At 70.5% G+C, this 21,385-nt stretch carries 22 protein-coding genes and 1 tRNA gene; 15 read left to right on the forward strand and 8 right to left on the reverse strand.

Translation table 11 applies throughout. The features are described from left to right. The first annotated feature begins 87 nt into the window (after positions 1-87). The 3 genes from Q9R26_RS02715 to Q9R26_RS02725 are packed head-to-tail and all read left to right on the forward strand — an operon-like array spanning position 88 to position 1,990. Positions 88-537, forward strand: coding sequence for a MaoC family dehydratase N-terminal domain-containing protein (locus Q9R26_RS02715; RefSeq protein WP_082047026.1), 450 nt, complete (start codon positions 88-90; stop codon positions 535-537). Next, positions 534-959 (forward strand): MaoC/PaaZ C-terminal domain-containing protein, encoded by a 426-nt coding sequence (locus tag Q9R26_RS02720; RefSeq protein ID WP_071247385.1) that lies wholly within the window; start codon positions 534-536, stop codon positions 957-959. Before Q9R26_RS02715 ends, Q9R26_RS02720 begins: the two co-directional genes overlap by 4 nt. Positions 960-961: 2 nt before the next feature. Beyond that, entirely contained in the window at positions 962-1,990 is a 1,029-nt protein-coding gene (locus tag Q9R26_RS02725) for a UDP-N-acetylmuramate dehydrogenase (RefSeq protein ID WP_311226476.1), read from the forward strand. A 117-nt stretch (positions 1,991-2,107) separates the two neighbouring features. Here Q9R26_RS02725 and Q9R26_RS02730 read toward each other — a convergent pair whose 3' ends face one another. Next, the gene (locus Q9R26_RS02730) at positions 2,108-3,334 is read right to left on the reverse strand and encodes a pyridoxal phosphate-dependent aminotransferase (protein ID WP_311226579.1); all 1,227 of its coding nucleotides are present in this window, start codon (positions 3,332-3,334) and stop codon (positions 2,108-2,110) included. Between the two features lie 151 nt (positions 3,335-3,485). Here Q9R26_RS02730 and Q9R26_RS02735 point away from each other — a divergent pair. From Q9R26_RS02735 to Q9R26_RS02760, 6 genes are all read left to right on the forward strand, one after another. Next, positions 3,486-3,558, forward strand: a tRNA-Trp gene (locus Q9R26_RS02735). Between the two features lie 35 nt (positions 3,559-3,593). Next, on the forward strand, positions 3,594-3,857 hold the full coding sequence (gene secE / locus Q9R26_RS02740) for a preprotein translocase subunit SecE (protein WP_371830607.1): 264 nt from the start codon (positions 3,594-3,596) through the stop codon (positions 3,855-3,857). Between the two features lie 134 nt (positions 3,858-3,991). After that, positions 3,992-5,035: a transcription termination/antitermination protein NusG gene (nusG, locus tag Q9R26_RS02745; protein ID WP_182065683.1), complete on the forward strand. Its 1,044-nt coding sequence runs from the start codon at positions 3,992-3,994 to the stop codon at positions 5,033-5,035. A gap of 158 nt (positions 5,036-5,193) precedes the next feature. Then, entirely contained in the window at positions 5,194-5,625 is a 432-nt protein-coding gene (gene rplK, locus Q9R26_RS02750; protein ID WP_017888638.1) for a 50S ribosomal protein L11, read from the forward strand. 90 nt (positions 5,626-5,715) lie between these two features. Then, complete coding sequence (rplA, locus tag Q9R26_RS02755; RefSeq protein ID WP_017888639.1) at positions 5,716-6,405, forward strand: 50S ribosomal protein L1; 690 nt, start codon at positions 5,716-5,718, stop codon at positions 6,403-6,405. 142 nt (positions 6,406-6,547) lie between these two features. Beyond that, positions 6,548-7,156, forward strand: coding sequence for a Pr6Pr family membrane protein (locus tag Q9R26_RS02760; protein ID WP_182065684.1), 609 nt, complete (start codon positions 6,548-6,550; stop codon positions 7,154-7,156). Here the strand turns inward: Q9R26_RS02760 and Q9R26_RS02765 are convergent. Both Q9R26_RS02765 and Q9R26_RS02770 read right to left on the reverse strand, forming a co-directional pair. Then, positions 7,153-7,866, reverse strand: coding sequence for a YqaJ viral recombinase family protein (locus tag Q9R26_RS02765; RefSeq protein WP_209133810.1), 714 nt, complete (start codon positions 7,864-7,866; stop codon positions 7,153-7,155). The two genes, Q9R26_RS02760 and Q9R26_RS02765, sit on opposite strands and share 4 nt — an antisense overlap. 67 nt (positions 7,867-7,933) lie before the next feature. Further along, a complete protein-coding gene (locus Q9R26_RS02770; RefSeq protein WP_311226477.1) occupies positions 7,934-9,145 on the reverse strand; it encodes an ROK family protein in 1,212 nt (403 codons plus the stop codon). Positions 9,146-9,289: 144 nt separating this feature from the next. Between Q9R26_RS02770 and Q9R26_RS02775 the strand changes: the two genes are divergently transcribed. The 6 genes from Q9R26_RS02775 to Q9R26_RS02800 all read left to right on the forward strand — a co-directional run bounded on the left by Q9R26_RS02775 (position 9,290) and on the right by Q9R26_RS02800 (position 15,693). Continuing rightward, on the forward strand, positions 9,290-10,036 hold the full coding sequence (locus Q9R26_RS02775) for a sugar phosphate isomerase/epimerase (RefSeq protein WP_311226478.1): 747 nt from the start codon (positions 9,290-9,292) through the stop codon (positions 10,034-10,036). Next, positions 10,033-11,184, forward strand: coding sequence for a Gfo/Idh/MocA family oxidoreductase (locus tag Q9R26_RS02780; protein WP_311226479.1), 1,152 nt, complete (start codon positions 10,033-10,035; stop codon positions 11,182-11,184). The genes Q9R26_RS02775 and Q9R26_RS02780 overlap by 4 nt, the downstream gene beginning before the upstream one ends. A gap of 114 nt (positions 11,185-11,298) precedes the next feature. Beyond that, positions 11,299-12,600, forward strand: coding sequence for a sugar ABC transporter substrate-binding protein (locus Q9R26_RS02785; RefSeq protein ID WP_182065689.1), 1,302 nt, complete (start codon positions 11,299-11,301; stop codon positions 12,598-12,600). A gap of 181 nt (positions 12,601-12,781) precedes the next feature. Then, positions 12,782-13,777, forward strand: coding sequence for a carbohydrate ABC transporter permease (locus Q9R26_RS02790; RefSeq protein ID WP_017888646.1), 996 nt, complete (start codon positions 12,782-12,784; stop codon positions 13,775-13,777). Beyond that, positions 13,770-14,609: a carbohydrate ABC transporter permease gene (locus tag Q9R26_RS02795; protein ID WP_017888647.1), complete on the forward strand. Its 840-nt coding sequence runs from the start codon at positions 13,770-13,772 to the stop codon at positions 14,607-14,609. The genes Q9R26_RS02790 and Q9R26_RS02795 overlap by 8 nt, the downstream gene beginning before the upstream one ends. A gap of 136 nt (positions 14,610-14,745) precedes the next feature. Continuing rightward, on the forward strand, positions 14,746-15,693 hold the full coding sequence (locus Q9R26_RS02800; protein ID WP_311226480.1) for a biopolymer transporter Tol: 948 nt from the start codon (positions 14,746-14,748) through the stop codon (positions 15,691-15,693). A gap of 81 nt (positions 15,694-15,774) precedes the next feature. On the opposite strand, the gene Q9R26_RS02805 is transcribed toward Q9R26_RS02800, so the two are convergent. The 5 genes from Q9R26_RS02805 to Q9R26_RS02825 form a co-directional block, all read right to left on the reverse strand. Continuing rightward, positions 15,775-16,452, reverse strand: coding sequence for an ABC transporter ATP-binding protein (locus Q9R26_RS02805; RefSeq protein ID WP_209134227.1), 678 nt, complete (start codon positions 16,450-16,452; stop codon positions 15,775-15,777). A gap of 101 nt (positions 16,453-16,553) precedes the next feature. Beyond that, positions 16,554-18,098, reverse strand: a complete 1,545-nt coding sequence (locus Q9R26_RS02810; protein ID WP_311226481.1) for an ABC transporter permease — start codon at positions 18,096-18,098, stop codon at positions 16,554-16,556. A 129-nt stretch (positions 18,099-18,227) separates the two neighbouring features. Further along, positions 18,228-18,938, reverse strand: a complete 711-nt coding sequence (locus Q9R26_RS02815; protein ID WP_311226482.1) for a glycosyltransferase — start codon at positions 18,936-18,938, stop codon at positions 18,228-18,230. After that, positions 18,935-20,290, reverse strand: a complete 1,356-nt coding sequence (locus Q9R26_RS02820; RefSeq protein WP_311226483.1) for a bifunctional PIG-L family deacetylase/class I SAM-dependent methyltransferase — start codon at positions 20,288-20,290, stop codon at positions 18,935-18,937. Before Q9R26_RS02820 ends, Q9R26_RS02815 begins: the two co-directional genes overlap by 4 nt. Continuing rightward, on the reverse strand, positions 20,287-21,321 hold the full coding sequence (locus Q9R26_RS02825) for an acyl-CoA dehydrogenase (protein ID WP_311226484.1): 1,035 nt from the start codon (positions 21,319-21,321) through the stop codon (positions 20,287-20,289). The genes Q9R26_RS02820 and Q9R26_RS02825 overlap by 4 nt, the downstream gene beginning before the upstream one ends. Between the last annotated feature and the right edge of the window lie 64 nt (positions 21,322-21,385).

Raw genomic sequence — 21,385 nt, forward strand, 5'->3', positions numbered from 1 at the left:
CGATTCCCCCGAATCGGTCTCAGACAGTCTAGCTGATGCGTGCTCATGGACCACAGGCCCCCGGACGGGCGTCGGTAGACTGCCGTGGTGTCAGTGAACCCCGAGCTCGTCGGCAGGACGTTCCCGCCGGCCCAGCCCTACCTGGTCGGCCGCGAGAAGGTGCGCGAGTTCTCGCGTGCGGTCTTCGCGACCAATCCCGTCCACCATGATCCGGACGCCGCACGTGCCGCCGGGTACGCCGACGTGGTCGCACCCCCGACGTTCGCCGTCGTCGTGCAGGAGGCCACGCTCGCGCAGCTCCTGAACGAGCCCGACGCCGGCATCGACTTCTCCCGCGTGGTGCACGGCGAGCAGTCCTTCACCTACGACCGGCCGATCGTCGCCGGCGACGAGCTCACCGCGACCCTGACGGTCACCAGTGTGAAGACCCTCGGCGGCAACGCGATGGTCACCGCCCAGAGCACCATGAACGACGCCGAGGGGGAGCACGTCGTCACGGCGACCTCCACCCTCGTGGTCCGAGGAGACGACGCATGACCGCCGCACCCGCCACCGCGCTCGAGGTCGGCACCGTCGTCGCCGAGCGTGACGTGCACATCACGCGTGACTCGCTCGTCCGGTACGCCGGCGCCTCGGGTGACTTCAACCCCATCCACTACCGCGACGACGTGGCCGCTTCGGTCGGCCTGCCGGGTGTGCTCGCCCACGGCATGCTCACGATGGGCATCGCCGTGCAGCCGGTCGCCGAGTGGCTCGGCGACCGCGGCTGGGTCGCGGGCTACGGCGTCCGCTTCACGCGTCCCGTCGTCGTGGACCCGGAGCAGGGTGCCACCGTCGGCATCGTCGCGAAGGTCGGCACCGTCGACGAGGACGGTCGGCCGAAGCGCATCGACCTCACCGTGACCGCCGCCGGGCAGACCGTGCTCGGCAAGGCGCAGGTCACGGTGGTGTTCCGCTGACCGTGTCCGAGCCGGCGCTGGCCGACCTGACGACGCTCCGCGTCGGCGGGGCCGCCACCCGGCTGCTCACGGCCACGACGACCGACGAACTCGTCGCCCACGCGCTCGACGCCTTCGACGACCACGAGTGGCTCGTCCTCGGCGGCGGCAGCAACCTGCTGGTCGCCGACCAGGGCTTCGACGGCACCGTCGTGCTGGTCCGGACGACGGGCGTCGAAGCCGACCGCGACGCCGACGGCGTCACCGTCCGCGTCGCCGCGGGGGAGCCGTGGGACCCGTTCGTCGCCACGACCGTCGCGAACGGCTGGACCGGCCTGGAGGCCCTCAGCGGCATCCCGGGCACGGTCGGTGCGTCCCCGGTGCAGAACATCGGCGCCTACGGGGTCGAACTCGCCGACGTGCTCACCCGCGTCGAGTTCCTCGATGCCGCCACGGGGGAGCGCGCGTGGGTCCCGGCAGCCGAGCTGGCGCTCGGCTACCGCTCGTCGACCCTCAAGCACGGTCGGCGCGGTGTCGTGCTGACGGTCGAGTTCCGACTCGGGCTCGCGGGCGAGCACGGTGTGCCCGTGCGGTACGCGCAGCTCGCCGGTTCGCTCGGGGTCGAGCTCGGTGCGCTCGTGCCGCCCACGACCGTCCGCGACGAGGTCCTACGGCTGCGCGGCTCGAAGGGCATGGTGCTCGACGCGGACGACCACGACACCTGGAGCGCCGGGTCGTTCTTCACGAACCCGATCGTCTCGCCGGCGTTCGCCGAGACCCTGCCGGCGGACGCGCCCCGCTGGCCCGCGGGCGACGACGTCAAGCTCAGTGCCGCGTGGCTCATCGAGCACGCCGGCGTCCACCGCGGCTACGCGGTGCCGGGTTCCCGCGCGGCGATCTCGTCCAAGCACACCCTCGCACTCACGAACCGCGGCGGCGCGACGGCGGCGCAGGTGGCCGAGCTCGCACGGTTCGTGCAGGTGACCGTCCTGAACCGCTTCGGTGTCTCGCTCGTCCCGGAACCCGTCGTGGTGGGGGACCTGCTCGGCTGATCGTCCGCACGACGGGACGGACGAGCACGACGCACCACGGGCCTCCCGGAACACAGAACGGGCCACCTCGACGAGGCGGCCCGTTCTGTGTTCCACAGGGTGTCGCGTGCGCAGCGTCTACGCGAAGAACTTCGCCAGCCGGGCGACGCCCTCGGCGATGTCGTCGTCGCCGAGGGCGTACGACAGGCGCAGGTAGCCGGAGGGGCCGAAGGCCTCACCCGGCACGACCGCGACCTCGGCGTGCTCGAGGATCAGGTCGGCCAGTTCGAGCGTGGTCGTCGGGGTGGTGCCGGCCCATTCGCGACCGAGCAGTGCGGTGACGTCCGGGTAGACGTAGAAGGCGCCCTGCGGGGTCGGCGTGCGGAAGCCCGGGATCGCGTTGAGGCCGTCCACGATGGCCTTCCGGCGGCGGTCGAAGGCCTCGCGCATGGCGGCGACGGGCTCCTGCGGACCGGTGAGGGCGGCGATCGCTGCGCGCTGCGACACGTTCGAGACGTTCGACGACAGGTGCGACTGCAGGTTCGATGCGGCCTTGACGGCGTCGGCCGGGCCGATGGACCACCCGACGCGCCAGCCGGTCATCGCGTAGGTCTTCGCGACGCCGTTCACCAGGATCGTGGTGTCGGCGAGGGCGGGGACCTCGGCCAGGATGCCGGCGAAACGGACGCCGTCGTAGACCAGGTCCTGGTAGATCTCGTCGCTGATCACCCAGATGCCGTGCTCGAGCGCCCACTCGCCGATGGCCCGGGTCTGCTCGGCGGAGTACACGGCGCCCGTGGGGTTCGACGGCGAGCAGAACAGCAGCGCCTTGGTCGCCGGGGTGCGGGCGGCCTCGAGCTGCTCGACCGTCACCAGGTAGTCCTGGTCGCTGCCGGCGAAGACCTCGACGGGCTCGCCGCCGGCCAGCCGGATGGCCTCGGGGTACGTGGTCCAGTACGGCGCGGGCAGCAGGACCTCGTCACCGGCGTCGACGATGGTCTGGAACGCCTGGTAGACCGCCTGCTTGCCACCGTTGGTGACGATGACCTGCGACGGCTCGACGGTGACACCGGACACCCGGGCGGTCTTGTCGGCGATGGCCTGCTTCAGTTCGGGCAGGCCGGTCGCGGGCGTGTAGCGGTGGTTCTTCGGGTCCTGCGCGGCAGCGACGGCCGCGTCGACCACGTGCTGCGGGGTCGCGAAGTCGGGCTCGCCGGCGGCGAACGAGATCACCGGACGGCCGGCGGCCTTGAGCGCCTTGGCCTTCGCGTCGACCTTGAGCGTCGCGGACTCGGCGATGGCCGCGATGCGGGACGCGATGCGCGGACGATCGGCCGGCGCGGTGGCGAGGGTGTCGACGGACACGTGGGCGGTGGACTCGGGGCCTGGGGCTGCGGTGCTCACGGGCCCAGCCTACCGGCGCGGCACGCCGTGGACGGGGCCAAGTGGACACCGTGTGACGGACTCCCGTAGACTCGTCCACCGGAACGCGGATCGGTGACGAACCGTGTTGCGAAGGGCGGTGGCTCAATTGGTAGAGCAGCGGTCTCCAAAACCGCAGGTTGCAGGTTCGAGTCCTGTCCGCCCTGCAACTCTGGAAGGGTAGAAGTTGGCGAGCAAAGACATGGAGACGACGGCGGACGACGTCGTCGCCAAGGCGAAGCAGGACCGGGCCGAGCGCCGCGGGCCCATCGCTGCCATCGTGCTCTTCATCCGCCAGGTGATCGGCGAACTGCGCAAGGTCGTGACGCCGACCCGCAAGGAACTCTTCAGCTACACGGGCGTCGTGCTCGTGTTCGTCGTCGTCATGATGATCCTGGTGTCGATCCTCGACTTCGTGTTCGGTCTCGGCGTCGGGTACGTCTTCGGCAACGGGCCCACGGCCTGACCCCGACGTCGACTGCCGTGTGCGGTCGTTCCGAGGAGTACGGTCGCCCGAGACGGCGTCGATCGTGACGGCGTCGCTCGTGACCATGAACGAACGCCACCCCGACCCGAACCACCGAACGGAAAGAATCGACTGTGTCTGACAACTCCCGCGATGACATCGACCTCGCGACGGCTGCCGAGCAGTCCTCCGAGGTCGAGGAGAACCAGGAAGGCGACGTCGAGACCGGCGAAGGACGCTCCGTCGAGTCCGCTGAAGAGCGTGCGATCTCGATCGAGGGCGACGACGACGAGTCCCTCGGCCTCAGCTCCGAGCCCGACGACGGCACCGTCGACGCCGGCCTCGACGAAGCACTGACGGCCCTGCAGGAAGCCCGTGACCCCGAGGCAGACGCCGTCGTGGACGACGCCCTCGAGATCGACTCCACCGACGAGGCCGAGGCCGCCGTCGAGGCCGTCGAGGACGAGGAAGAAGTCGAGCTCGAGTCCGAGACCGCCGCCGAGGCGAACGAGACGCTCGCCGCCGACGAGGCACTCGACGACGAGGACGACGAGCCTGCCGAGGTCGACCCGTACGAGGCCTTCAAGGCCGAGCTGCGGATGAAGCCGGGCAAGTGGTACGTCATCCACTCCTACGCGGGCTTCGAGCGCCGCGTGAAGTCGAACATCGAGAACCGCATGGTCTCGATGTCGATGGAGGACTACATCTACCAGGTCGAGGTCCCGATGGAGGACGTCGTCGAGATCAAGAACGGGCAGCGCAAGCTGGTCACCCGCGTCCGGATCCCCTCGTACGTGCTCGTCCGCATGGACCTCAACGAGGACTCGTGGTCCGTCGTCCGGCACACCCCGGGCGTCACCGGCTTCGTCGGCAACGCGCACAACCCGACGCCGCTCCGTTTCGACGAGGCGTTCGGCATGCTCAAGTCCCTGGTGCAGGTCGCCGAGGCCGCGCCGACCAAGGGTGGCGCGAAGGGCGGCGGCCTGCAGGCACAGCCCGCAGCCGAGGTCGACTTCGAGATCGGCGAGACGATCACCATCAAGGAAGGCTCGTTCGCGGGCCTGCCGGGTTCGATCTCCGAGATCAAGCCGGAGAGCGGCAAGCTCACCGTCCTCGTCTCGCTGTTCGAGCGCGAGACCCCGGTCGAGCTCAGCTTCGACCAGGTCACCAAGCTCTAGCGACCACCACGCTGTAGCGGTCACCGAGATCGACTACACTGAACGGGTTTGGGCCCACGCGCCTCGTGCGAGCGGGCCTTCACCGCTGTCCGGAACGGCCGGACCAGCGGGAGAGTGCACGGATCCCCGTGTGTTCGATTCCAGGAGGAAGACAAGTCATGGCACCGAAGAAGAAGGTCACGGGCCTGATCAAGCTGCAGATCAACGCGGGAGCCGCCAACCCGGCCCCCCCGATCGGTCCGGCGCTCGGTCAGCACGGCGTCAACATCATGGAGTTCTGCAAGGCGTACAACGCGGCGACCGAGTCGCAGCGTGGCAACGTCGTGCCGGTCGAGATCACCGTCTACGAGGACCGTTCGTTCACGTTCGTCCTGAAGACCCCGCCGGCCGCCGAGCTCATCAAGAAGGCTGCTGGTGTGCAGAAGGGGTCCTCGACCCCGCACACGGTCAAGGTCGCGAAGATCTCGATGGACCAGGTCCGTCAGATCGCCGAGACCAAGCAGGCCGACCTGAACGCCAACGACATCGAGCAGGCCGCGAAGATCATCGCCGGCACCGCACGCTCGATGGGCATCACGGTCGAGGCCTAAGCACCGATCGGGCTCCGGCCCACCACCAGACACCTTTCCGTGGGAGAGCCTCGCCGGCTCGCCAACCACGTATCTCGCAAGGAGACCACCATGGCGAAGAAGTCCAAGGCCTACCAGGCCGCGGCCGCGAAGATCGAGGCCGACAAGTTCTACACCCCGACCGAGGCCGTCGCCCTGGCCAAGGAGACCGGTTCCTCGAAGACCGACTCCACGGTCGAGGTCGCGCTGAAGCTCGGCGTCGACCCCCGCAAGGCCGACCAGATGGTCCGTGGCACGGTCATCCTGCCGCACGGCACGGGCAAGACCGCCCGCGTCATCGTCTTCGCGACGGGTGCGGCTGCTGAGGCCGCCATCGCCGCCGGCGCCGACGAGGTCGGTGGCGACGAGCTCATCGCGAAGGTGGCCGAGGGCTACACCTCGTTCGACTCCGCCGTCTCGACCCCGGAGCTCATGGGCAAGGTCGGTCGTCTCGGCAAGGTGCTCGGCCCGCGTGGCCTCATGCCGAACCCGAAGACCGGCACCGTCACCCCGAACGTGGCGCAGGCCGTCAACGACATCAAGGGCGGCAAGATCGAGTTCCGTGTCGACAAGCACGCCAACGTGCACTTCGTCGTCGGCAAGGCCTCGTTCACGCCGGAGCAGCTCGACGAGAACATCTCGACCGCGCTCGAGGAGATCAACCGCCTCAAGCCGTCGTCCTCGAAGGGCCGGTACGTCATGAAGGGCGCCGTCTCGACGACCTTCGGCCCCGGCATCCCGCTGGACGTCAACAGCATCTGACGACCTTCGGCACTGCGTCATCCCAGTGCCGTCCCGCTGGACGTCAACAGCATCTGAGTCGAGTGACTCGAGGAAGGGCCCGCACCGGCAACGGTGCGGGCCCTTCCTGCACGTCGTCGCCGTGTCCCGATACCGTGGAGCCGTGCGCACCCTCGTGAACTCGCTCCGACTGATCGCCGTCATCGCCATCGTCGTCGCGGTCGTGGCGCAGTGGCTCGAGAGCTCGCAGACCCCGACGTACTCGTTCTGGAACTTCTTCGGCTACTTCACGATCCAGTCGAACCTGATCGTCGCCGTGGCCCTCGCGGTGACGCTCGTGGTCGCAGCCCGGCGCAAGCGGGCGGACCTCGCCGTCTCGGTGCTCCGTGGCGCCGCGACGGTGTACATCGCGACGACCGGCATCGTGTACAACACGCTGCTCACGGGCGCGAACGTGTCGGCCTCGGTGCCGTGGTCGAACGACATCGTGCACAAGATCATCCCGGTGTACGCGGTGCTCGACTGGCTGCTGTTCTCGGACCGCGCACGACTGCTGCTCCGGCACGTGTGGTGGTTCCTGCTCTACCCGGCGGTCTGGACCACCGTGGTGCTCGTCCGTGGCGCGACCGACGGGTGGGTGCCGTACCCGTTCCTCGATCCGGCGCAGGGCTACGGCGTCGTCGCGATCTACGTGGTCGGGATCGCGGTCTCGATCACCCTGCTCGGCATCCTCGTCGTGGGGATGAGTCGGCTGCGGCTGGTGCAGGTCTAGCCGGCGGCGGTCCGGCCGACGGTCTCGGAGCGGAAGCCACGGAGCTTGTCGAGCACCAGGTCGGCGAGCTGGACGAGCCCGCGGATCTGGTCGTCGTCGCGGTCGACCCAGCGGCACTCGGGCTCGTCCGCGACCGGCACGAACCCGTCGTGGCGTTCCCAGACGAACAGGGTGCGGTCGGCGCCGAGCACGTACTGCTGCCACCAGATCTGCCGCAGGTAGTGCCGGGGGATGCTCCGCCAGGCCTTGCCGGTGGTCTTGATCTCGGCGAGCACCACGCGGGACGACTCGTCGACCCCGACGCCGTCCGGGGTGGCGAGGTGGGCGCGGTTCGCGGCGGCGTGGAACAGGTGCGCCGAGGGCTGGATGCCGTGGGTGGCGGCAACCCAGGCGGCGATGACCGGTTCGCGGTCCTTGCCGTGCTCGGTGAACGCGTTCCCGGAGAACCGGGAGCCGTAGCGCTTCTCGGTGACGACGGCCTCGACGGCGCGCAGCGAGGCGAGCCGGGCGACGTCGGTGGCGGTGATGCCCATGGCGCGGGCGCGGAGCCAGGCGACGCGGTCCGAGGAGTGCGCGACGATGCGCTCGGTGTGGCCACGCAGGGCGGTGAACGCGTCGCGCCCCGGGACCGCAGCCGGCGTGGCGGAGGCAGACAGCTCCTCCAGACCGGGGTCCAGGTCGCCCCACAGGGTGGGCTGCACGATCGTCACCCGACGATTGTCCCCCCGACCACCGGCAAGACCGAAACCGACGCGCTCACGCGACCGCGGGTGTGCGTCAGGAGACCAGTTCGCGCCCCTCGGCGAAGGCCACGAGCTCGTCGACCCCGGCGGGGGAGAGGGCGTAGCCGATGGCGAGGGCCGCGGCCCCCTGCAGCGCGGCGAGGGACCCGGCGCGGGACTGCACGATGACGAGGTGCTCGCTGGCCAGGGGCATCGAGCGGGAGTAGACGACCTCGCGGACGCCGGCGAGCACGTGCTCACCGGCCTGCGTGATCGATCCGCCGAGTGCGATGACGGACGGGTTGATGAGCGAGATGCAGGTCGCGAGGACCTCGCCGATGTCCCGACCGGCCTGTCGGACGGCGTAGATGGCGTCGAGGTCCGACCGGTTCACCAGGTCGATCACGTCCGCACCCGTGTGCACGTCGTGCCCCTTCGCGCGGAGTGCGCGGGCGATGGCCGGACCGGAGGCCACGGCCTCCAGGCAGCCGGTGTTGCCGCAGTGGCAGGGGACGTCGCCGGCGCGGGAGACCCGCACGTGGCCGATGTCACCCGCGGTGCCCTGGGCGCCGCGCTGCAGCCGGCCCTCGGAGACGATGCCGGACCCGATGCCGGTGGCGACCTTCACGAACAGCAGGTGGTCGACGTCCGGCCAGCCGTGCTCGCGCTCACCGAGGGCGGCGATGTTGACGTCGTTGTCGAGCAGGACGTGGGCGGCGATGTGCTGGCGGAGCCACGAGGGCACGTCGAAGCCGTCCCAGCCGGGCATGATCGGCGGGTTCGCCGGGCGGCCCGTGGAGAACTCGACCGGTCCGGGCACGCCGATGCCGATCGCGATCACGTCCTGCCGGCTCCGCCCGACCTCGCCGAGCAGGTCGTCGATCGTCTCGACGAGCCAGGACAGCGTCGGCACCGGACCGGCGGCGATGTCGATCCGGGCCTCGCGGGTGGCGAGCGGAGCCGCGACGAGGTCGGTGACGGCGACACGACCGTGCGAGGCGCCGAGGTCGGCAGCGATCACGAGCCGGGCGCGGGGCTTCAGCGCCACCTGGGCAGGCGGACGGCCGCCGGTGGAGACGGCGGTGTCCACGGCGCCGACCAGCCCGATGTCGATCAGGGAGTCGAGGCGCACGCCGATGGTGGAGCGTGCGAGTCCTGTCAGTGCGGCGAGCTCAGCCCTGGTGCGCGGCACGCCGTCGCGGAGGATCTGGAAGAGCTCGCTCGTCCCGACCGGAGGCGACGCTGCCGTCCGGTTCAAGTCGACCATGTGGGGAGTGAAGCACACATCGCTCGCGCCACGCAATGAAGTCCGTCGACATTCCTCGGACTTCTGCTTGACCGCCGACAAAAGTGCTCGTAGTGTGACGATCGGTCAGTGACGACCGCGCCATCTCGACGAGGAGAACCCCTGGTGACCCAACCGCTCTCGGTCCAGCTCTACACGGTCCGCGATGCCCTCGGTGCTGATCTGCCCGGCACCCTGCAGCGCATCGCCGACATCGGCTACACGAACGTCGAGGCCTTCGGCTTCGTCGACAACGCCGACGAACTCGCCGCCGCCCTCCGCGACGCCGGCCTCGCCGCACCGAGCGGCCACGCACGTCTGCTCGACGCAGGCGAGCAGGACCTCGAGCGCATCTTCCACGCCTCCACCACCCTCGGCTTCGGGACGCTCATCGACCCGCACATCGACGAGTCGCGCTGGACCACCCGCGAGGACGTCGAGGCGATCGCCCGCGAACTCAGCGCCCTCGCCCCGCGCGCCGCCGACCACGGTCTGGTGCTCGGCTACCACAACCACGCGTTCGAGTTCTCGAACCGCATCGACGGCGTCAGCGCCTACGAGGTCTTCGCCGACGCCCTGTCCGACGACGTCGTGCTCGAGCTCGACACCTACTGGGTGCAGGTCGGCGGGGACGATCCGGTCGCGGTCATCGGCAAGTACGGCGACAAGGTCCAGTTCCTGCACGTCAAGGACGGCGACGGCTCGCACGACGACAAGCAGCAGGTCGCCGTCGGCAACGGCGTCATGCCGATCCGCGACATCATCGCTGCCGCGCCCGACGCACTGCACGTCGTCGAGCTCGACGACCACGAGGGTGACGTCTTCCAGGCCGTCGCCGACTCCTACACGTTCCTCGAGGGGGCCCGCGCATGACCGACACCACGACCGCTGCCGCAACGGCGACCGACAGCGCCACCCGCACCGGCCCCGTCGGCGTCGGCGTCATCGGCGCCGGGGTCATCTCGGACCAGTACCTGTCGAACCTCACCGTCTTCCCCGACGTGACCGTCCGCTTCATCGCCGACATCGACCTGTCGCGCGCCGCCGCCCAGGCCGAGAAGTGGGGCGTCCCCGGATCGGGCACCGTCGAGGAGCTCCTGGCCGACGACGACATCGAGATCGTCGTGAACCTGACGATCCCGGCCGCCCACGTCGAGGTCGCGCTGCAGGCCCTGGCCGCCGGCAAGCACGTCTGGGGCGAGAAGCCCTACGCCCTCGACCGTGCCAGCGCCGCGGAACTCCGCGATGCCGCCGCCGCCGCGGGCAGGACCGTCAGCGTCGCCCCGGACACGTTCCTGGGCGCCGGCCTGCAGACCGCGCTCCGCACCATCCGCGACGGCCGCATCGGCACGCCCCTGAACGGCCTGACGCTCTTCCAGAGCCCCGGCCCCGAGTCGTGGCACCCGAGCCCGGAGTTCCTCTTCGCGTACGGTGCCGGTCCGCTGTTCGACATCGGCCCGTACTACATCACCACCCTCGTCCAGACGTTCGGACCGGTGAAGAAGGTCACGGCGACGGCGTCGAAGTCCCGCGCCACGCGCACCATCGGCTCCGGTCCGAAGGCGGGCACCGAGTTCCCGGTGGACGTCCCGACGAACCACTCCGCGCTGATCGAGTTCGAGAACGGCGGGAGCGCGCAGAGCGTCTTCTCGTTCGAGTCCGACCGCGGCCGCACCGGCTTCGTCGAGATCGCGGGGGAGACCGGCACCGTCGTGTTCCCCGACCCGAACAACTTCGACGGCGACACCGAGCTGTACGCCCTCGGTTCCGAGGAGCCCGAGACGATCCCCGCGGTCGGCTCCACCTACTCGCGCGGCACCGGCGTGGTCGACCTGGCCCGCTCGCTGCGGGCCGGCGACGAGAACCGCGTCCCCGGTGCGCTCGCCTTCCACGTCCTCGACGTGATGGTCTCCATCGCCGAGGCGGCAGAACGTGGCGAGGCGGTGCTCGTCGAGAGCACCGTGTCGCCCTCCCCGACCCTCCCCGAGGGCTGGGACCCCGCGGAACGCACCCTGGCCTGACCGCCAGGACGCTGCCCGCAACCCACAGCAGCACCCGACCAGCACCATCCGCAGCACCAGCTCCAGCTCTGCACCATCCCCTGCACCATCTCAACGACGAGAAAGTAGAGAGTCATGCGCACTGCCATCCGCGCACTGGCCATCACCGCGGCCGCCGCACTCACCGTGTCCGGCCTCGCAGCCTGCTCCTCCGGATCGTCCGGCAACTCCGGCGACTCCAAGACGCTCACCTACTGGGCGTCCAACCAGGGCACGTCCCTGCAGAACGACAAGGAGGTGCTGACCCCCGTCCTCGAGAAGTTCACCAAGGAGACCGGGATCAAGGTCGACCTCCAGGTCATCGGCTGGAACGACCTGCAGAACAAGATCCAGACCGCCGTCACCTCGGGCCAGGGCCCGGACGTCGTCAACATCGGCAACACCTGGGCGACCTCGCTCCAGGCCACCGGCGCCTTCCAGGAGTTCGGTGACGCCGAGATGAAGGCGATCGGCGGTGCGGACAAGTTCGGCAAGGTCGCCCTGTCCACCGGTGGCGCGCCCGACAAGACGGTCACGAGCGTCCCGCTCTACGGTCTCGCCTACGGCCTGTACTACAACAAGAAGATGCTGTCGGACGCCGGCATCACCCCGCCCACCACGTGGGAGGAGATGGTCTCCGACGCCGAGAAGCTGACCAAGGGTGACACCTACGGCTTCAGCCTCGCGGGCGGTTCGTACACCGAGAACTCGCACTTCGCGTTCATCAACTCGGCGCAGAACGGTGGCGAGTGGTTCGACAAGGACGGCAAGCCGACCTTCACCTCGAAGGCCAACGTCGACGGCATCAAGCGCTACCTCGACCTCATGCAGGACGCGAAGGTCGCCAACCCGTCGAACGCGCAGTACGACAACGCGACGCAGTCGACCACGGACTTCGCGAAGAAGAAGGCCGCGTTCATCCTCAACCAGAACAACGCGAACGCGACCATCGAGTCCCTCGGCATGAAGTCGTCCGAGTACGGCGTCGTGGCGCTGCCGGCTCCCGAGGGCGGCGAGCAGATCGCGTCCTTCCCGGCCGGCATCAACCTGTCGGTCTTCAAGAACACGAAGAACAAGGACGGCGCGCTCAAGTTCGTCAAGTACATGACGAGCATGGACACGCAGACGACGCTGGACAAGCCGTACTCGGCCCTGCCGGTGCTCGCCGAGGCTGCTGACTCCGTCACGGACGAGCAGACGAAGACGTTCCTCGACATCTACAACAACAAGGCGAAGCCGCTCCCGCTGGTGCCCGCCGAGGACCAGTTCGAGTCCACGGTCGGCAAGGCGATGAACGACATGTTCGCCAAGATCGCGACCGGTTCCACGGTCTCCGAAGCCGACATCAAGTCGGCGCTGCAGACCGCCCAGGACCAGGTGTCCCAGGCCGCCGGTTGATCCACCCTGGAGGCCCGGGTCGCGTCCGCCGGACGCGCCCGGGCCTCCAGCCCCTGACGTTCCAGGGCCGACCACCCGTCGGCCGTGAGGCTGACGCCCCACGCACCCCGCGCCTCCCGGCCGCTGCCACGGCCCGCGCGGACCGCACCTGCACGCCCCTCCTGCCGAAAGGCCCCACCAGATGTCCACGACGGTCCTGCCCGACTCGGAGCGCATCGACCTGACGCACACGAAGGCCCCGACGATGTCGGGCCGTCCGCCAGGTCGCAAGCGCAAGACCCACTGGCTGCCCTACGCGCTCGTCGCGCCGGCCATCCTGTTCGAGCTGCTCATCCACATCGTCCCGATGCTCACCGGCATCTGGATCTCGTTCATCCAGCTCACCAAGTACTTCATCGCGAACTGGGGCGCCGCGCCCTTCGCCGGGTTCAGGAACTACCAGGTCGTCGTCGACTTCGACCAGGCGATCGGCCGTGGGGTCCTCAACTCGTTCCTCATCACGTGCGCCTTCACGGTCCTCGTGGTCGGGCTCTCCTGGACCTTCGGCATGGCCGCAGCCGTCGCGCTGCAGAAGCCCTTCGCCGGACGCGGGCTCTTCCGCACCCTGTTCCTCGTGCCCTACGCGCTGCCGATGTACGCCGGCGTCATCACCTGGAAGTTCATGTTCCAGCGGGACTCCGGGGCCCTGAACCACCTGCTCGTCGACCAACTCGGGCTGTTCGGCGGCAACGCCCCGTTCTGGCTCATCGGCAACAACGCGTTCGTGGCCGTCGTCGTCGTGGCGATCTGGAAGACCTGGCCCTTCGCGTTCCTGATGCTCATGGCCGGTCTGCAGTCCGTCCCCAACGACGTCTACGAGGCCGCTTCGGTGGACGGTGCCAAGCCGTTCCGCCAGTGGCGCTCGATCACGCTGCCGATGGTGCGCCCGGTCAACGTGACGCTCGTGCTCGTGATGTTCCTGTGGACGTTCAACGACTTCAACACCCCGTTCGTGCTGTTCGGCTCGACCGCGCAGCCGCCCGCCGCGGACCTGCTGAGCTTCCACATCTACAACGCGTCGTTCATCACCTGGAACTTCGGTTCCGGTGCCGCGATGAGCGTCCTGCTCCTGCTCTTCCTGCTCGTCGTCACCGGCATCTACCTCGCCGTGACCAACCGGAGGTCCGTCCGTGCGTGAGACAACTGGCGCCAAGTCCTTCAAGATCATCACCCTGGTCGTCCTGACGCTGTTCACGGTCGTGCCGCTCTACGTGATGATCACCACGGCCATCAAGCCCCTCGGCGACGTGCAGGACAACTTCACGTGGATCCCGTCGCGGATCACCTTCCAGCCGTTCATCGACATGTGGTCGACGGTGCCGCTCGGTCGGTACTTCATCAACTCGCTCGTGGTCTGCACGGTGGCGACGGTGTTCTCGCTGATCATCGCGACGTTCGCCGCCTACGGCGTCTCGCGCTGGAACTTCAAGGGCAAGAGCACCTTCACCACCGCGGTGCTCTCCACGCAGATGTTCCCCGGCGTGCTGTTCCTGCTGCCGCTGTTCCTGATCTTCACGAACCTCGGCAACACCCTGGGCATCCAGCTCGTCGGGTCGTGGCTCGGCCTGATCATCACGTACCTGACGTTCACACTGCCGTTCTCGATCTGGATGCTGGCCGGGTACTTCGAGACCATCCCGCGCGAGCTCGACGAGGCCGCCATGGTCGACGGTTCGGGCCCGATGGGTGCCCTGTTCCGGGTCATCCTGCCGTCGGCCCGCCCGGGTCTGGTGGCGGTCGGGATCTACTCGTTCATGACGGCCTGGGGTGAGGTCCTCTTCGCCTCGGTCATGACGAACGGCCTCGGTTCGACCCTGGCGGTCGGTCTGCAGCAGTACTCGACGCAGACGAACGTGTACTGGAACCAGGTCATGGCGGCGTCGCTCGTCGTGTCGATCCCGGTCGTGGCCGCGTTCCTCGTGGTCCAGCGCCAGTTCGTGGCAGGCCTGACCGCCGGTGCCGTGAAGTAGGCGGAGCCCTTCCGCAAGACACCGGTGTTCGTGCTCGACGCCGCCGCATCACGCGGTGCGCAGCGCGAACACCGGTGTTTTGCCGTTCCCCACCGACCCGACCAACCGACCACGCGACGACCGACAGGATGGAACCATGAGCGACGAGACCAGGGGGCGGCAGCTGCTGCCCGGACAGACCAGCCGCGTGCACGTGTACGACGTCGAGTCCCGCACCTCGAGGCTCGTGTTCGAGTCGGCCGCGGTGCTCGTCGAGGCACCGAACGTCCTGGACGCCGAGACCCTGGTGCTCAACGGCGACGGCGACCTCTGGCTGCTGCGACTGCCGTCCGCCGACAGCGGCACCGTGCTGGACGAGACCGCGCTCGTGCCGGTGCCGATGGACGGCGTCGACGAGATCAACAACGACCACGTGGTCGACCCGTCCGGCAGCTCCATCGTGGTGAGCGCGCGCGACGGCGAGCTGTACCGCGTCCCGCTGCCCGAGGGCGGCCCCACGACCCGGATCACCGACGTCGCTGCGGCCCTGCCCGCCAAGCGGAAGTTCTACCTGCACGGCATCGCCCCCGACGGCAGTGCCCTCGCCGCGATCGTGGGGGAGCTGTCCGAGGACGGCGTCTGGACGACCGACGTCGCGATGGTCGACCCGGAGACCGGCGAGCCGACGTTCGTCACGCGGGACGAGCACTCCGACGACGGCTGCACCATCAGTCCGGCCGGCGGGATCCTGCTCTGGAACACGGAGCGGTTCACCCCGGGCACCGCGCAGCTGGCCGTGCGCTGGCCCGGGCACGACAGCCCCGTCCGCCTGACGAACGACGACCGGGTGAACTGGTTCCCGCACCTGTCGCCGGACGGCGCACACCTGCTCTACCTGTCGTACGAGCCCGGCGTGCAGGGCCACCCGGCGGACCACCGCGTCGAGCTGCGGCTGCTACCTGGGTCGCTCGTCCGCGGCGCACGGATCGCGGTCCAACCGGAGACCCTGGTGGCGCTCGACGGCGGGCAGGGGACGGTCAACGTGCCGCCGTGGGCCCCGGACTCGGCGTGGTTCGCGTACTGCGACTACCCGGCGGCGGGGTAGCGGCGTCGTCACGCGCTGCGCGACAGTCCACGCGCCGCGGGACGCGTGGTCTGTCGCGCAGCGCGAAACGCGCCCGCCCCGCTAGACCTCGCGCACCTGCCCCTGCTTGATGTGCAGGCGCCGCTCGGCACGCTTCGCGACCCACGAGTCGTGCGTGACGATGACGACGGTCAGCCCGCGCTCCCGCCACTGCTTCTCGATGAGCGCCATGATCTCGTCGCGGGTCGACTCGTCGAGTGCACCCGTCGGCTCGTCGGCGAGCAGCACGCTCGGGTTCTTCACCAGCGCTCGGGCGATCGCCACGCGCTGCTGCTGTCCGCCAGACAGCTCGGCCGGCAGGTGCTCCATCCGCTCGCCCAGTCCGACCTCGCGGAGGGCAGCGACCGCGCGCTCGCGGACCTCGGTCCGGGACCGGTTCGCGAGCGACCCCGCGAACGCCGTCTCGACGTTCTCGAGGGCTGTCAGCGTCGGGATCAGGTTGAAGCTCTGGAACACGAAGCCGATCTCGGTCGCCCGCAGGTCGGTCAGTGCGCCGTCGCCGAGCTTCGCCACGTCGCGGTCGCCACCCAGGTGGATGGAACCGGCACTCGGCCGGTCGAGTGCTCCGAGCATCTGCAGCAGCGTCGACTTCCCGCCGCCGGTCGGCCCCTGGACGGCCACGAGTTGCCCCTGCGGGATCGTCAGGTGGACGTTCGTCAGGGCGGTGACGGTCCGGTTCTTCTGCTCGTAGGTCTTGCTGACGTTCGTCAGCCGGTACATCGGACTGGAGGCACGGGTCGCCTCCGCCTCGCCGGTCGCGGTGTCGGTGCTGGTCACGGTTGCTCCTGTCGTCGGTTCGGTCGTGTCGGTGCGGCCGGGCATCAGGCCACGCTCCGGAGCGCCTCGGCCGGGCGGAGCCGGCTCGCGCGCCAGCCGCCGAGCGCGCCGGCGATGAGACCGCCGAGGATCGCGAGGCCGATCGCCAGCAGGATGATCTCGACGGTCACCGGGGCGTGCAGGACCACGTCGGTCGTCGACGCGGTGCTCGCGCCGCCGCCGAAGCCCCCGGCCGGTGCACCGCCCGTCGTGCCGCTGCCCGCGGCCGCGGTCGCTGCGCCGCCGGGCATGCCGCCGCCACCGGCACCACCGCCGGTCGTGCTCGAGGCGCTCGCCGAGATCGTCGGACTGATGACGTTCACGACGAGGATGCCGATCAGGCCGGCCGCGGCGCCGAGCACGCCGCCGATCAGGCCCTGCACCAGGGACTCACCGGCCACCTGTCGGGTGATGCGGCCGTTCGACCAGCCGATCGCCTTGAGGGTCCCGAACTCGCGGGTGCGGCGGGTCACGCCGGAGATCGTGAAGAGGATCGCGATGAGGAACGCCGCGGCGAGCACGACGATCGACAGCCACTTGCCGAGGTTCGAGACCAGGCTCGACGCGGTGCTGAGGGACCCGGAGACGCTCGAGGCCAGGTCGGCCTCGGTGGAGACGGTGGCGCTCGTCAGCTTCGCCTGCAGCGCGGACTTGATGGTGCTGACGTCGGAGGACGACTCGGCGGAGACGTAGATCGAGGTGACCTTGCCGTCGAGGTCGGCCAGTGCCTGCGCGGTGTCGAGCGGGATGTAGGTGTTCGAGCCCGTGGTCGAGGCCGAGCCGGTGGAGCTGACGATGCCGATGACGGTGAAGTCGGTGCCGCCGATGTCGACGGTGTCGCCGACCGCCTTGGACTCGCTCTTCGCGTACGACGCATCGAGCACGACCACGTCCTTGCCCGCGTCCTTCGCGGCGAAGGTGCGCCCCTTCGTGAGCTCGGTGCTCGTGAGCGGGCCGACCGCGGCGCCGGACACCGGGATGCCGGTCACCGTGAACGAGTCGACGCTGAACGACCCGCCGCCGAACCCGCCGCCACCGCCGGTGTCCCCGCTCGGCGGACCCTGCTGGGTCGTGCTGTCGCTGCTGGAGTCGTTGCTGCCGTCCGTGCTGCTGTCGTCGGTCGACTGCTGCTGGACCTGGCCGGAGAACGTGCTGTTCTCGAGGGTCAGCACACCCGTCGCGGCCTCGACGCCGTCGGTGCTCGTGATCGTGGACAGGTTCGCGGCGTTCAGGGTGCTCGTGCCGCGCGCGACCGCGAGCCGCGACTGCGACAGGTCGGTCGAGCCGCTGTCGTCGTCGCTGTCGCCCTGGCTGCCGAAGTCGAAGCTCGGACGCCCGCCGTTCGTCGACGGCGTCGCGGTCTTGGTGACGGTGATGTCGGTGCCGACGCCGTAGACGGACTGCAGGACGCTCGACTGCGCTGCCTGCACGCCACCCGAGATCGACGACACGATCACCACGAGGGCGATGGCCAGGGCCATCCCGATCGCGATGATGACCGTCTGCTTCTTGCGGTTCGTGAGTTCGCGCCTGAGGTAGGTCAGGAACATGGTTCTCCTCGGTGGTGGCCGGCTGGGGTCACCGGCCGCGCAGAGCACGCGGCGGGGCCGACGGAGGAGAACCTAGGCACGCTGGCGATGACCGGCCCATCGCGGACCTATGAGGCGACTAAGGGCGCATCAGCCGACCTCGCCGTACCGCTGGCGCAGGTGCTCCGCGTACCCGCCGGGGGTCCGGCCGGCGAAACGCCCGCTGGTCACCACCGGCAGGTCGACGGTGGCGTCCACCCGGAAGCCGAGCGCCCGCGCCCGGGCGACCAGCCGCGCGTCCTCGTGCTCGGGCACCGGGTCGAACCCGCCGAGGCTGACGTACGCCGCGGCGAGCACGCCGAGGTTCGCGCCGTGCACGTGGCCGAGGGCAGCACCCGGCGGGTGCGCCCGCGTCCACCGGTCGAGCACCGCGGGCGCCAGGTCGTCCGGGTCGGGGACGACGGCACCGACGAGCACCTGCGCACCAGAGGCGAGGGCGTCGGACTGCTGGACGAGCCACCGTTCGTGCACGCGCGAATCGGCGTCGGTGTGCGCGAGCCACCGGGCTGCCGGGTCGCCGTCGTGCGCACGGAGCGCGTGCGTCGCCCCGATGGTCCGTGCCCGACCGACCCCGACACGGTCCGTGGTCAGGACGTCGACCGGGTACCGCTCGACCACCGGAGCGGTGCCGTCCGTGCAGCCGTCGAGCACCACCGTGACGGCGGCGTCGACCCCGGGCCGCTCCGTGGCGAGCCGGTCGACGGCCACCAGGAGCGCGTCGAGACACGCGGCGATCCGGTCCTCCTCGTCGTGCGCGGGGACGACGACGTCGATGCGTGCACGCGGTTCCGGTCGGCTCACCGGACGATCCCCTCGGCCCGGGCCACCGAGGTGACCGCCGGGCCGGGCAGGACGCTCAGGACGAAGTCCTCCTCCACGTGTCGGAGCAGGGCGGGGCGCGGCCACCGTTCGGTCAGCCGCGCGTCCACCGCGTCGCCGCTCGAGACCGCCTCGTCGTCGGGGTGCCGCCAGTGGCAGGCCACGAGCACGCCGTCGTCGTCGAGCGACCCGAGCACGCGGTCGATCGTCGCGTCGAGGTCGGCGGGCGACAGGTAGTACCCGACCTCGGACATCACCACCAGGTCCCAGCGCCCGTCCGGCCACTCCACCGGCAGGGCAGCCTGCACGAACCGAGCGGTCGGGGCGCGACGGGCAGCACGATCCAGCGGCGCAGCCGAGATGTCCGTGCCGAGCACGTCGTCCGCGCGCTCGGCGAGGGCTGCGGTCAGGACGCCGGTCGCGCAGCCGAGCTCGAGTGCCGACCGGAAGCGCGGGCGGGGGAGCGCCGCCAGCGTCACGGCACGCTTGCGCTGCTCGTACCAGGACCCGTCGAAGTCCCACCCCTCGGGCTTCCGGTCGTAGTGGGCGTCGAACGACTCGCGAGACCGCGACGCGGCGGCCCCCGGCGCGAAGAACCACTCCGTCGTCCGCAGGTGGTGGGCGGCGTGCCGGTCGTCGACGATCGCCTCGTCCCCCGGCGCGGGCGACAGGGGCCGGGTCTGCGACGGGTAGGCGTCGAGTGCGGCTCGCTTCCGGGCGACAAGGTCGTCGGGCAGCGACAGGGCCCGGACGTCGTTCCACGGGGCGACGGAGTGGCCCGGGTCGTCCCAGTGCCAGGCCCAGATCGGGTACGCGAGCAGGTCGACGTCGGCGGCGCTCGCCGCGGCGGCCTCGGCGACCTCGCCGGCGATGCGGTGGTCGCGGTGCCCGTCCCCGCGCCACGGCGCGACGAGCAGCACGGGGCGGGCGACGCCGGCGAGCACCGTGGCCAGGGTGTCGACGACACGGTCCCGGTGTTCGCGGGTCGCGCCGTCCGCGATCCCCACCGAGGCCGACGTCACGTCGGGGTGCAGGGTGCGCAGGGCCGCCACGAACTCCGCGTCGCGGGCGGCGGCGAGTGCCTCCGGGGTCGTCGTGGGGGAGTCCGGGTGGGAGCGCTCGCCGCGGGTCAGGAGCAGCACGTGCACGGGGACGCCGGCCGCTGCAGCGGCCGCGATCAGCCCACCGGCGCCGAGGGTCTCGTCATCGGGGTGGGGTGCGACGACCACCACCGACCCGGCACCGGCCAGGTCGATCGCCGGGGCGTCCAGGCCGTCGAGGAATCCCGTCCACGCCGCCGGGTCGGTGCCCGGCTCGCGGTGGTCGAAGCTCACCACGCGACGCCGCCGCGCTCGAGCACCATCCGGCCGATGCGGGCGAGGTCGCGGGCGCCGTGGTCCTGCAGGACGTAGAGCTCGAGGTCGGCGACCCGCGCGGCGACGGTGGGGTCGGCGGTCAGCGGTGCCGGGCCGATCGTCGAGACCACCCGCTCGCGCACCGCGTCGACCGAACGGCGCACCCGCGACCGGACGGTCTGGGCGAGCAGCCGCCAGTCGGTGTCGTCGGAGGCCGGGTCGGGATCGTCGATCCGGGCGGCGGCGTCGGCGAGCGCGTCCTCGGCGTCGGCGAGGTCGGCCACGGTGGCGCCGAGGGCGGCCTGCAGCAGCTCGGAATCCGGGTGCGCCGACGCGGTGTCACGGAGCACCCGGGCGAGTCCGAGAGCACCGCCCCACCAGCAGGCGGCGACGCCGATGCCGCCCCACGCGAAGCCCGGACGTCGCAGGTACCAACCGGGCGCGCCGACGGGTCGTGCCCGGACGCCGTCGAAGTCGACCGGTCCGCTCGGCACGTCCGGCATGCCGCGTGCGACCCAGGTGTCGTCGTGCACGGCGATCCCGGGCTGGCGCAGGTCCACGGCGACGAGGACCCGCTCGTCGCCCAGGTGAGCGGTGACCAGCGCGTGCGAGAGCGTCGAGGCGAGCGAGCACCACGGCTTCGTGCCGTGCAGCAGGACCGAGCCGTCGTGCTGCGGTGCGGCGTCGAGTCGGAGGCCCGGCCCCTCGGCCGCGAAGACGCCCCAGGTCGAGCCGTCCGGGGCGTCGACCCCGGCCTGCGCGAGGATCCCGAGCGCGTCCAGGTGCGGTTCGACGGTGCGGGCGGTGGCGACGTCCGCCGCGGCGAGCGCGGCGAGCGTGCCGAAGAACCCGCCGGCCGTGCCGGATGACAGGGGTGGGGTGGTGGCGGCGACCGCTCGTGCGACCGCGAGGCGGTCCGTCGGTGCCGAGCCGGGCCTCCCGGTCGTCCGTTCGATCCGCGCGGTGTCCAGGTGCCGGGCCGACGCGGGCCAGGCTGCAGATCGCAACATGTCTCCACCGTACGGAGGAGGAGGTGTGGACGCGTCCTCGATCCACAGAACGCACAGGGGCGCC

Source organism: Curtobacterium sp. BRB10 (assembly GCF_031844325.1).
GTDB classification, from domain to species: Bacteria; Actinomycetota; Actinomycetes; order Actinomycetales; family Microbacteriaceae; genus Curtobacterium; species Curtobacterium poinsettiae_A.

Bases quoted from the DNA above. Each gene is read 5' to 3' on its own strand.
- Q9R26_RS02720 (WP_071247385.1), top strand. From the start codon at position 534: ATGACCGCCGCACCCGCCACCGCGCTCGAGGTCGGCACCGTCGTCGCC.
- secE (WP_371830607.1), top strand. From the start codon at position 3,594: ATGGAGACGACGGCGGACGACGTCGTCGCCAAGGCGAAGCAGGACCGG.
- rplK (WP_017888638.1), top strand. From the start codon at position 5,194: ATGGCACCGAAGAAGAAGGTCACGGGCCTGATCAAGCTGCAGATCAAC.
- rplA (WP_017888639.1), top strand. From the start codon at position 5,716: ATGGCGAAGAAGTCCAAGGCCTACCAGGCCGCGGCCGCGAAGATCGAG.
- Q9R26_RS02770 (WP_311226477.1), bottom strand. From the start codon at position 9,145: ATGGTCGACTTGAACCGGACGGCAGCGTCGCCTCCGGTCGGGACGAGC.
- Q9R26_RS02780 (WP_311226479.1), top strand. From the start codon at position 10,033: ATGACCGACACCACGACCGCTGCCGCAACGGCGACCGACAGCGCCACC.
- Q9R26_RS02785 (WP_182065689.1), top strand. From the start codon at position 11,299: ATGCGCACTGCCATCCGCGCACTGGCCATCACCGCGGCCGCCGCACTC.
- Q9R26_RS02790 (WP_017888646.1), top strand. From the start codon at position 12,782: ATGTCCACGACGGTCCTGCCCGACTCGGAGCGCATCGACCTGACGCAC.
- Q9R26_RS02800 (WP_311226480.1), top strand. From the start codon at position 14,746: ATGAGCGACGAGACCAGGGGGCGGCAGCTGCTGCCCGGACAGACCAGC.
- Q9R26_RS02805 (WP_209134227.1), bottom strand. From the start codon at position 16,452: ATGTACCGGCTGACGAACGTCAGCAAGACCTACGAGCAGAAGAACCGG.
- Q9R26_RS02810 (WP_311226481.1), bottom strand. From the start codon at position 18,098: ATGTTCCTGACCTACCTCAGGCGCGAACTCACGAACCGCAAGAAGCAG.
- Q9R26_RS02825 (WP_311226484.1), bottom strand. From the start codon at position 21,321: ATGTTGCGATCTGCAGCCTGGCCCGCGTCGGCCCGGCACCTGGACACC.